Here is an 11,881-nt window from a genome sequence, read left to right as displayed (position 1 = left end):
GGGCAATCAGCAACTCTGCTGTTGCGATGGCATCGCTGAGCGCATTGTGCGCGTGAGAGTGTGGCAACGCATAACGATCACGACACAACCCTAGCTGCAAGCTACCGGCCCTACCCTGTCGATCTAAACGACGCTTTTCAATCGCCATCGTATCGATGTACTGAAAGGATAAGGGGCAACCAAAAGAGCTCTCGGCCGCTCGCTGAAGAAACTCGACATCAAGATGTGCGTGATGAAAAACAGCCACGGAATCACTCAAATCCTTCATCAGCAAACTTAATGCTTGTGACACGCTAGAAGCTCCGGCGATCTGTCGATCACTCAGACCATGAATCGTCACGCTTTCTCCAACGTCCTCTGTGGCATGACACAACACATGTCGACCGCTCGAATACTCAATAAAGCCATTCTGAATCACGACCCATCCGATACTCAATAACGCATCTTGTTTTGGGTTCAGCCCTGTCATTTCGCAATCAACAGCAAGAATCTTTAGCTCAGAGAAAGGCGTTCGCGACGACCAAGCCGGCTGTTCATACAAACGGCTAAGCGGTCCAGACGCCGTAATTTTTTTGCGCCATCTAAGCTGCTTTAGAAACCTAGATAGTGCCATGGCCGAACCGCATTTTCAGAGAACGCTGGCTCTCGGCAACAACGGCAAACGCGTCTTTTAATTGATGTCTGACAAGGGGAGATAGTGTTTTCGGATCCAAGTTATTCGACACGGCCTCTGACTGCTGGATCTGCCTGCTTTGATTCTCAAGTCGCAAACCTGCAATAAATTCATGCGCATCACACAAGTTACGCGACTGCTCAGAAGAGATGATCTTTTGCTTCTCCAATGCCTTTAAACGATCCACAGTATTCACTGCTGTAATCCCTTCAGCCAAGCAATATAAACGCGCCATCGCAACAATCGGCACAGTACCACGATGTTTGAGATCCAACACTGCACGATGGTTGCCATCTTTCTCCAGTACAAACTGTTTAAAAAAGCCAAGCGGAGGCGTGCTTTGAAGGGTGTTCTCAGCCATGCGGGCATGAAATATCGAATTCTTTGTTGCATCCCTTGCAACAAATTCTTTTAAGCCCTGCGTCAACGTACCATCGCCATCGACATGGCGTATATCGTAAAAAATACTCGCGTGCATTAACGCCTTGGGATCGGGCTCAACAATCCAGTGCGCGAAGTAATTTTTCCAGACACTTAGCGGCTGACACCACTTTTCGTTCATCGCCATGATACCGCCAGGGCAGTACTTTAAGCCGCTCTTATCTAGCCCGTCATTCACAAAACGCGCGAAGCTTTCAACCTGAATGCTTTCAGTCTGGGTTAGTTCTCGCTCAAGGATCAGACCATTGTCCTGATCCGAACCCAACATCTGATCGGCACGTGCCTGAGAGCCAAAAACGACCCACGCGTATTGGCATGGCAATTCACCGCACTCTTTGCGAGCTAGGAAAATAAGCTGCTTTGTTACCGCATCGGTTATCGAGGTGATAATGCGGCCTATCTCATGTGCCCGCACATTGGCGCGAATCATCTTATCAATCAACTCAGGCAGCGCTTTGCAGCGTTCTTCTATTTGCTCAACGGTTTTAGATCGATTAATTGCGTGGATCAGATAAATGGGCTCTGAGTTTTGGGCACGAACAAAATCATTGAGTGTGATAATGCCCACCGGTGCTGAACCGCTCATTACTGGGAGGTGATGAATATTCTCCGTCATCATCAGCAACTGTGCTTCGTAGACTGTCTGTGAGCGGCGAATAGTTTTCGGACTAGAGGTCATGACCTCACTAATCGGTTTATTCGGATCCACGCCTGCCGCTAGCACACGCGACCTTAGATCCCGGTCCGTCACAATACCTGCAAGCTCTCCATCAGCAACCACGATCAATGAGGAAATTTTTGCCTCGGACATCCGCTGAGCCGCTGCACGAATTGATTCGTCAGCCTGAACCCGGATCGGGTCATTCACCATCAGTTCTGCTACGCGCTGATTAAGGCAATAGTTCCGCTCTCTGCTATCAAGCACCCTGCTGAGCCGAGCATGCTCAGTCGCGTGAAAAAAGTCATCGATTGTCGCGCGTTCATCGCCAAGATCGTCAAGTATGGTGATCGGGAAAAAATAAAGCAGGCAGTCTTCAAGACAATGTGCCGAGGCCACTTGATTCACCGCGCGCTCGGTAAATAGGAAACAGTTCGTTGCCGACATTTTATCGATCAAACTATTGGATTCATCGCGCAATTCAAGACTGCCACTTCGGATAAGCACGATGCCTGAATAGCGTGCCATAGATAGAGATACACCCGCTTTTTCGTGGCCAATCTTGAGTTGTTTAAGCGCGCGATCTAACGCTTCTTCGCTGAGATGGTTAAACGGGGGGCACTGGGAAACAAACAGCTTCTGATCGTCTTGCGTGGTGACTGTCATAACACAGTTTTTCCAAGAAATTAGTTTACGATTGGCTCCGGATACCGTGCATCATGAACAAAAAAATCCGTACCAACACTGGCATAAAAAACAGCTCCCGCGCTCTGCATCGCAAGTCGCAAGGAATCAATCTGTTGCGGCATGTTGTTCATGTCGGCATGCCAATTGTTTTTGTCTGAACTACTTTGAACGAGTTGCACCTGAGGGAATTCCTGTTCAGCTTGCGTCAATGCGAGCCTGATGCCCTCGAGCTTTTGATTTGAATAAACATTCAATACTTGCCCACCATCAACCTCTTTGGCCAAGCTGAGTTTGATCTCGAGATCCCCATTCACCAAAGTACACACGCCACTCGCATAACGGCAATTTGAACGTGCGACAAGAGGGTAGCTTTGTCCCGCTTCCACCGCGACCGGGCTTTCACCAACGATGTAATCCGTTGCGAAATAAGCCACCACAGCGAGAATCGGTGCAACAATCATGGCAACAAGAACATGTTTATTTTTGAACATCTAACACTCCAAAAAAGAGCCAGGGAGGGTGTGTCTCCCTGGCAAGTGCGGTGAAACTTATTCAGGCTTAGTGAGCCTGCGCTTGGGTTTCACCACCGGGCATACGGATATGCTCAACCATATCCTGAACATCTTGTGGAACTTCTGCGCTCACCTTAGAAACACCGAAAGCAACGAGGAAGTTCACCACCGCACCAATCGCACCAAATGCGTTTGGCTCGATTCCGAAGAACCAGTTTGGATCCATGTCACCCAAGAACGACGTACTTGCGATGAACATGATGCCTTTGTGCTGGAATACATACAGCAAGGTAACACCGATACCTGCGACCATACCAGCGATCGCACCTTCCTTCGTTACTGTCTTGCTGAAGATACCCATCATCAACACAGGGAAGATAGACGAGGCAGCCAAACCAAAGGCCAGTGCAACCGTGCCTGCTGCAAAGTCGGGCGGATTGAAGCCGAGATAACCGGCACCTGCGATCGCAAAGGCCATGGCAATCCGACTCGCCATCAACTCACCCTTCTCTGTGATATCCGGTTTTAAGACGCCTTTCAGCAAGTCGTGTGATATCGCCGAGGAGATCGCCAGCAACAAGCCTGCGGCTGTTGAAAGCGCCGCAGCCAAACCACCAGCTGCAACCAGGGCAATCACCCAGTTAGGAAGTTTCGCAATCTCAGGGTTCGCTAGAACCATGATGTCGCGGTCAACTTTCACCATTTCGTTGGTTTCTTTGTCCGCTGTGTACTGAATCAGGCCATCGCCGTTCTTATCTTCGAACTCCAACAGACCTGTTGTTTCCCAGTTTTTGAACCAGGTAGGACGGTCTACATACGCAAGATTTTCAGCTTGCTCAGGCTGATCAATCGTGGTCATAAGATTCAAACGCGCCATAGCCGCAACAGCAGGTGCTGTCGTGTATAGAATCGCAATGAAGACCAATGCCCAGCCCGCTGAGGTACGCGCATCTCTCACTTTCGGCACCGTGAAGAAACGAATGATTACGTGCGGAAGACCCGCCGTACCAATCATCAAAGACATGGTGTATACGAACATGTTTAAGGTGCTCAGACGTGCTTGCGTGGTGTACTCAGCAAAGCCAAGTTCCGTCACAACCATATCGAGTTTATCTAGCAGGTAGGTGTCGGAGCCGACCAGAGTGCTACCAAGCCCAAGTTGTGGAATCGGGTTACCTGTCAGATTCAGAGAGATAAAAATCGCTGGAATCGTATACGCAAAAATCAACACCACATACTGAACGATCTGCGTATAAGTGATGCCCTTCATGCCGCCCATTACAGCGTAGAAGAATACAATCCCCATGCCTGTTAAAAGACCCGTGTTGTAGTCCACTTCAAGGAAGCGAGAAAATGCAACACCAATGCCTTTCATCTGGCCGATAACGTAAGTCACAGACGCTACAATCAAACAAACAACCGCAACAATCCGCGCCGTCTTCGAGTAATAGCGATCACCGATAAACTCCGGCACAGTGAACTTACCAAACTTGCGAAGGTAGGGTGCTAGACACATCGCTAACAACACATAACCACCTGTCCAGCCCATAAGGAATACCGAACCACCATATCCATAGAAAGCGATCAAACCAGCCATGGATATAAACGACGCGGCAGACATCCAGTCAGCTGCGGTTGCCATTCCGTTTGCGACAGGGTTAATACCACCGCCCGCTACATAGAATTCTTTTGTTGAGCCTGCTCTGGCCCAGAATGCGACACCGATATAGGTCGCAAAAGTTAAACCTACAACGATGTAGGTAAGGGTTTGAAGTTCCATTGCCTTGCTCCTACTCGTCTACGCCATGTTCGCGATCTAGCGCTGCCATTTTTTTCGCGTAATAAAACACCAGTACCACAAACGTGTACATAGCGCCTTGTTGCGCGAACCAAAAACCTAACTTGTAGCCACCAATTTGAACTTGGTTGAGGACATCTACAAGAAGAATTCCGCATACAAATGAAACAACAAACCACACCACCAATAACTTGATCATTAGCGATATGTTGTAGCTCCAATATGCCGATTCGTGTTCTTTCTTCATAAGCCTTCTCCGGGTTGCTGAACACATGAACGGACCTGCGAAATTGCAGGGCTCATTCGAATCTATCAACATTTGTCCAGTTTGAGACCAAGACTTTGGTCTAAGGGTCGACTAAAGTAGGAGCAGATATACTCATAAAAATAAGCATTCACTCTTTATTTATTTGGTCGTAAAGATATGTCACCAGCCACCATTACTCTGGCCATCATCTCCTATATTGCCTTATTGTTTTGGCTTGCTCGCAGAGGCGATAGAGTGCGCTTTGTCGCCGATAGCTGGGTTCGTCACCCACTCGTGTATGCTCTTGCTCTTGGTGTTTACTGCACCTCTTGGACGTTTTACGGACTGGTAGGTACGGCGTCGGTTTCAACCTGGCAGTTTATCCCCATCCTTCTCGGGCCGATTCTTTTATTCACAATCGGCTTTCCGGTCATCGTGAAGATCTATCAAATTTGCAAGCAAGAGCATATTCATAACATTGCCGACTTCATCGCTTCGCGTTATGGCCGACGCCAGGGTATCGCAGCATTTGTCACGCTCGTTGTATTACTCGCAACCGTGCCCTATATCGCCTTGCAGCTTAAAGCTGTCTCAGACACGCTTGGCTTGGTTATTGGCACGAATGCGCTAGGCAATCAGGATCTGACGTTCTTCATTGCAGCAGCAATGATTCTGTTTGCACTGTTATTCGGCACAAGTCAGCTCGATATCTCCGGCTACCATGGCGGCTTGATGAATGCCATCGCCTTCGAATCCATCGTCAAGTTGCTTGCTCTTGCACTCGTAGCCGCCTTTGCTTTTTACTTTTTGAGTAGCGACCAGAGCTTTTCTTCCGTTCTACCTAGCCCCGACGAAAACCCGCCCCCAGCTCGTCTGGGCTTACGCTTTTTCGTCGAAACCGGCCTTGCTGCCTGCGCCATTTTTTGTCTGCCAAGAATGTTCCAAATCACCTTTGTAGAGTGCCTCTCCAAGGCACATCTGAGCACCGCACGCTTTACCTTTCCGCTATACCTCGTCGCGATCGGATTCTGTATCTACCTAATTGCGCAGGCAGGCAACCAGATTTTTGCTGGCACGGATGTTTCCAGCGATACCTACGTGATCGCAATACCGATCCATCTTGAGTCTGACATACTTACCTTAGTTGCATTTCTCGGCGGGTTTTCTGCGGCAACCGCGATGATCATTGTCGCGACCATCACGCTAAGCCAAATGCTCTCCAACGATGTCATCCTGCCACTTATTATGCGTCGACAAAGCGGCCAACAGCGTTTTCGTGACTACACACGGCTTTTGATTTTGGCACGCCGCGGAATGGTCATTTTTGTAGTTTTCGCGGCCTACCTCTATCAATTACTGCTCGCTTCAAATGCCGCTCTCACCAGCATCGGTCTGATTGCATTTGCGCTTTCGGTACATTTGGCGCCCGCAATACTCATGGGGCTTTACTGGAAGCGGTGCAACGCGATTGGTGTATATGCCGGCCTCGGCAGCGGCGTGCTTGTATGGGCATACATGCTGATCACCCCAATCATGAGCGACATTGGCCTTGTTGCTCAGAGCTATATCTCACAAGGCCCTTATGGCTTCGAATGGCTCAGCCCGGAGTTCTTTCTCGGGTTTGAGTTTAGTGATGCCTTTACCCGCAGTGTGCTGGTAAGCCTAGGGATCAACATCGCGGTAACTTGGCTAGTTTCGAGAGTCGATCGCACCACCTTAGCGGATCGTATTCAGGCTTCGACATTCACCCAAATTGAATTACAAAAGCCTGTTGGCGAAAACGACTCCGCGATTAAAATTGGTGATCTGAAAGAGCTGGCAAATCAATTTGCAGGTGCGAGGATCGCGGACCGTATTTTCGAGCCCGAGAGTATCAACCCTGAAGAAACAAGCCCCGAAGAATTAATCGAAACGGTTCGTCGTGCTCTTTCCGGCATCGCCGGTGTCGCGTCTGCCAATGCAATGATTGATGGCCTTCGTAGCGGCAATAAAATCGCAGTTGAAGATGTCGTCAGTATGTTTGGCGAAACCACCAAAGCGCTGCGTTTTAATCAGGAAATCCTGTTCTCATCATTCGAGAATATCTCCTCCGGCATCAGCGTCGTAAACGACGATTTGAATATCGTTGCTTGGAACCGCCGTTACGAAGAAATGTTCAACTATCCAAAAAATATGCTGAAGATCGGTACTCCCGTATCCGAGCTTGTGCAGTTTAATGCGCACAGAGGCTTGCTCGGTGCGGGTGATATTGAACTGCTTGTCCACAAACGTCTTGAGCACCTTAAGAACGGAAAACCCTATCGCGTTGTGCGCGAGCACCATGACGGACAAGTGATCGAGATCAAAGGTACTCCGCTACCAGACGGCGGCTATGTCACGACGTACGATGACATTAGTGACTTCATTCGAATTCAAAACGAACTTGAGCTAAGCAATCAAAACCTTGAAAAGCGCGTCGAAAGTCGCACCGAAGAAATCAATCGCATCAACCAAGACTTGGTACACGAGATCGAATTAAGAAAGGGCATGGAAACCGCGCTTCTTGAAGCCAAGTCGCAGGCAGAAACAGCCAATGCGACCAAGTCTCGCTTTCTCGCTCTTGCCAGCCACGACATTTTGCAGCCACTGAATGCCGCGCAGCTTTATGTTACCTCCCTGCTTGAAGCACAAAACGAACGTCGTGATACGCGTATTGTGCGACAGATCAGCAATTCTATTGCCAGCGCAGAGTCGATTATCTCATCGTTGCTTGATATTGCGCGCATTGATACCGACAGCATAGAACCGAAGCTCTCATCGGTACCGCTTGATCAGATTCTCAAATCGCTCATTGATGAGGCGCAGGTGCAGTTGCCGGAAGAGGTTGCGTTGCACTATATCCCGAGCTCTGTGCACGTCTTGTCGGACCAAAAAATGCTTTCGCGCATTGTTCAGAACTTTATTTCTAACGCGGTAAAGTACACCGCGGAAGGTCGTATTATCGTTGGCTGTCGACGTCACGATGCGCATGTGGAGCTCTTCGTTATCGATTCGGGCCCGGGCATCCCCAAAGATGATCTTGAAAAAGTATTTAATGATTTCTTCCGCTCTCAGGCCCAAATTGAGCAAGCCGGTCTCGGGCTCGGCTTAGCGGTTGCCAAACGATTGGCTGATCTACTAGACCATAAAATCCGAGTACAATCCGTGACTAAAAAAGGTTCAAGCTTTTCAATCACTCTGCCCATCGCTTCGCCACAAACCCAGAATGACGAGAGCAATGCCATCGCTCCAACACATGAGCTTGCAGGCATGAGCATCGTTTATGTAGATGATGGTGCAGAAAACATTAGTGCGACGGAGGCACTCCTTCATCGCTGGCAATGTAAAATGACGGGCATTCAAATCGCTAATGAGGCGATTGAGTATAGCGAGCAGCACTCCGCGCCCGACGCCCTACTCATGGATTTTCAACTTAACGATGAGCACTTTAACGGCCTGACCCTTGCAGAAACTCTGAGAGACATCTGGGGTGAGGATTTGCCTGTATGTATCATCTCGGCCGCGCCCGACCCAGATCTCCCTATAAATGCGCGACAGCGCGGTTTTGATTTTTTAAGTAAACCAGTCAAACCGGCAAAACTCAGAGCTTGGCTTACGCATATTCACGAACATTAAGCCCCCCGCTGGGGCATTAATGAACCGAGGCGGAATCCACAAATGTATTTCTGTCTCAATCACACAACCTTATTAAGATAAGAACGCCAAACAAAGCAAAAACGCGTAATTCGACTAAAGTAATGCACATTACTTTGTGAGGATTACTCTGTGCAGAAGTTCGCGTTTGTTTTCAAAAGCCGCTTGTTACGACCAGTGCTATTTTTATTGCTTGCCGCCGGCATTGTGCAGGTTTTAGCGAGTGCATGGCTAATCAGCTATCAGGCATCAGAGCTGGAAGCAGAAGCAAGATCGCATCTAGACACCTCGTTTGAAAAACAGGCCATCGCGCAAGAGACTGTACGAGAAGAACTCTTGGGCGCACTGGATACGATGAAGCGCGAAAGTCGGCAACAAATGGGTGAGCAGCTTGCGCAACAATTGGAAACCCAGTCGACAGCCATAGGTGATAAGCGTCGCGCACTTTTAGTCAACAATATCTCGATGATGGCCAATTTGGTTGGCGAACTTTCCGCGCCGTTGATTTGGGATCAGAACATCCCAAGACTCACCGAAATCGTCGAGCTGATGGATGCCCAGGAAAGTATCGTGTTAGCGGTGTTTTTTGACCAATACGAGGAGAGAATGACCCGCTACGTCGATAGACGCGACCCATTCGTAAAACAGCTCATTAGCGAAGGGAGTGGCCGCGGCTCTGTCAATAAAGCGCTTGATGCTGCTCAAAAGAACGAGCGCGTCATACTGGTGAAATCGCCCATCGCCCCGAAAGGCTCCGTCATAGGGCAGCTTTGGATTGGTATCGATGCCAGTAAATTAGAGGCAGAACAACTCGCCATCAAACAAGAGTTTGAGACAACGGTGGCAAATAGTCAGGAGGCCGTTGCTTGGGTAATTAACCAACAATCGGAAAGCCTCAGTACCAACTACGATGAGTCAATGCAGACACTTTCTGAAGAAATCGCCGCAGAGAACGCCATTGTGATAGAGCAAATTAACACCCAAACGAGCAGTCTTTCACAGGCGCTTGTCGGAAGTAGCGTTCTATCAACCATTATCTTATTGCTCTTAACGGTTACCATCATTGGCATCAGCATGATCATGAAGATCAACAAACTAAACAAGGCCGTTTGGGGCTTAACCCAAGGCGAAGCGGATCTTAGCCAGCGCGTGAATATCCCGGGTAATGACGAGCTCGTGCATACAGCAGAGGGGCTCAATAAGTTTCTTGAGCGCTTGCAGGGCTTGATCAGCAACATCAAGGATTCTAGTTCGAAGACCAGTCAGCAACTCTCGAAACAAGTTGCCGCCAGCCAAGAAACAGCCGCCTCGATACAGTCTCAAAAAGCCGAGGTAGAGCATGTCTCCTCTTCAATCCAAGAGATGTCGTCAAGCGTTCAAGAAGTCACACAGAATATACAGCAAACCGCAGATGGCGTGCGACAAGCAAGTACTGAAACGGATACGACAGCACAACTCTCTGGCAGCGCCCGACAAGCGCTGGATCAAATGGTGCAGGATATTCAAAAAGCGAGTGGCGTCATTACCTCAGTGAATCAGAATAGTCAGGAAATCGGCACTGTGCTGACAGTCATTCGCACAATCGCCGAGCAAACTAACCTACTTGCCCTCAATGCGGCAATAGAAGCGGCAAGAGCAGGCGAAAGCGGCCGCGGCTTCGCGGTTGTTGCCGATGAAGTACGCACGCTCGCTAGCCGAACACAACAATCTACAGAAGAGATCCAAGATATTATTGATCGCCTGCAACGAGGCAGTGACGATGCGGTGAGTGCCATGGAACGCGCGAATAATCAGGTTAACAACTCAATGGAAAGCTTTTCGCGCGCAGACCAACAGTTTGAAATTCTAAACGGATTAATGAGTAACTTGCAGCAAAAAGCCATCGAGATCGCATCCGCGTCAGAGCAACAAAGCGTGGTTGCCAACGAAATTAGCAGCAACGTCAACCGAATCGCCATGGCCGCAGACGAAACGACGCAGGCTGCACATCGATCCGACGAAGCGAGCCAAGCCATCAGCGTTCAGGTGGAAGCGCTTGAAGGCCAAGTGAATCAATTTGTCGTTTAGTATCGTGAGCTAGTGCAGCTTCATTCTTGAATGAATGGCTTTCATCAGCCTGTCGTTCAGCCAGATGAGGCCGGTTTTGAAGAAACCGTGCAGCGCATATTGGTGCATTCGATAAAGCGAGACATAAAACAATCTTGCCAACTTACCCTCTACCATCATGCTGCCTTTGCTTAAATTACCCATCAAACTGCCGACTGCGGTGTAATCACTCAGCGAGACGAGCGAACCGTGATCTTTGTAAACGAACGGATGCGCTGCTTTGCCTTCTAACTTCGCGATGAGCGTTTTATACAACGTGCTCGCTTGCTGATGTGCCGCTTGCGCACGAGGCGGAACAGGCCGCTCGTTACCTTCAAGCCAGCACTCAGCGCAATCACCAAACGCATAGATACTGTCATCTCGCGTTGTGCGTAAAGTCGCGTCGACCTTCAATTGGTTAATTCGATTTGTTTCGAGCCCATCAAGCTCTGAAAGAAACGTAGGTGCTTTGATGCCTGCAGCCCATACTTTGATCTCCGCCTCTAACTCCGAGCCATCAGCAAAGTGCAATGATTGCCCCGTTATCTCCGTCACAGGCTTAGAGGTAAGTACCTCTATATTCAATTTTTTGAGTTCGCGACATGCTGCTGAAGAAAGCCGCTCTTTCAACGCTGGAAGAATGCGCTCTCCGGCTTCGATCAACGAAATCGAAATATTGTCAGGCCCAATATGATGTAAACCATAGTACTCGAGCTGCTGCGAGGCATATCTCAGCTCAGCAGCGAGTTCCACGCCTGTCGCGCCAGCCCCAATGATGGCAACCCGCAGATTGCGCTCGCTTGAATCCGCAAATTCTTCCTGAAGATAACGATTCAACAGATTTCGGTGAAATCGCCTCGCCTGCTCCTGACTATCAAGAAACTGACAAAACTCTGCCGCACCTTTGGTCCCAAAGTCGTTGGTCGTGCTGCCCACCGCCAATACCAAAGTGTCATACGAAAGATGACGCTCAGCCACCACGGTCTCACCCGCCGAGTTTTTTATCGGTGCTAATGTTATGGTTTTTTGATCTCGATTCAGTCCCGTCAATCTGCCCGGCTGATACTCAAAATAATGCTGTTGCGCATGCACTCGGAAGTCGACCTGT

8 protein-coding genes are annotated in these 11,881 nt (G+C 49.2%); 2 read left to right on the top strand and 6 right to left on the bottom strand.

From position 1 onward, the window contains the following. The 5 genes from A3751_RS20895 to A3751_RS20875 form a co-directional block, all read right to left on the bottom strand. A partial coding sequence (locus A3751_RS20895) for an exonuclease domain-containing protein (protein WP_068458773.1) occupies window positions 1-613 on the bottom strand: 613 nt, incomplete at its 3' end. Further along, complete coding sequence (locus tag A3751_RS20890; protein ID WP_068458772.1) at window positions 600-2,438, bottom strand: putative nucleotidyltransferase substrate binding domain-containing protein; 1,839 nt, start codon at window positions 2,436-2,438, stop codon at window positions 600-602. The genes A3751_RS20890 and A3751_RS20895, both read right to left, overlap by 14 nt. 20 nt (window positions 2,439-2,458) lie before the next feature. After that, complete coding sequence (locus tag A3751_RS20885) at window positions 2,459-2,950, bottom strand: hypothetical protein (protein ID WP_068458771.1); 492 nt, start codon at window positions 2,948-2,950, stop codon at window positions 2,459-2,461. Between the two features lie 67 nt (window positions 2,951-3,017). After that, window positions 3,018-4,751 (bottom strand): sodium:solute symporter family protein, encoded by a 1,734-nt coding sequence (locus A3751_RS20880; RefSeq protein WP_068458770.1) that lies wholly within the window; start codon window positions 4,749-4,751, stop codon window positions 3,018-3,020. Window positions 4,752-4,761: 10 nt separating this feature from the next. Beyond that, window positions 4,762-5,016, bottom strand: a complete 255-nt coding sequence (locus A3751_RS20875; RefSeq protein ID WP_068458769.1) for a DUF4212 domain-containing protein — start codon at window positions 5,014-5,016, stop codon at window positions 4,762-4,764. A 177-nt stretch (window positions 5,017-5,193) separates the two neighbouring features. Between A3751_RS20875 and A3751_RS20870 the strand changes: the two genes are divergently transcribed. Together A3751_RS20870 and A3751_RS20865 are read left to right on the top strand one after the other, a co-directional pair. Next, entirely contained in the window at window positions 5,194-8,670 is a 3,477-nt protein-coding gene (locus A3751_RS20870; protein ID WP_068458768.1) for a PAS domain-containing hybrid sensor histidine kinase/response regulator, read from the top strand. Between the two features lie 150 nt (window positions 8,671-8,820). After that, the gene (locus A3751_RS20865) at window positions 8,821-10,755 is read left to right on the top strand and encodes a methyl-accepting chemotaxis protein (protein WP_068458767.1); all 1,935 of its coding nucleotides are present in this window, start codon (window positions 8,821-8,823) and stop codon (window positions 10,753-10,755) included. A gap of 9 nt (window positions 10,756-10,764) precedes the next feature. On the opposite strand, the gene A3751_RS20860 is transcribed toward A3751_RS20865, so the two are convergent. Then, window positions 10,765-11,881, bottom strand: a 1,117-nt coding sequence (locus tag A3751_RS20860) for an NAD(P)/FAD-dependent oxidoreductase (RefSeq protein WP_068458766.1), incomplete at its 5' end; no start/stop codon positions are given.

This window comes from Oleiphilus sp. HI0080, from assembly GCF_001635135.1.
This window is presented reverse-complemented; position numbering and strand designations above follow the sequence as displayed.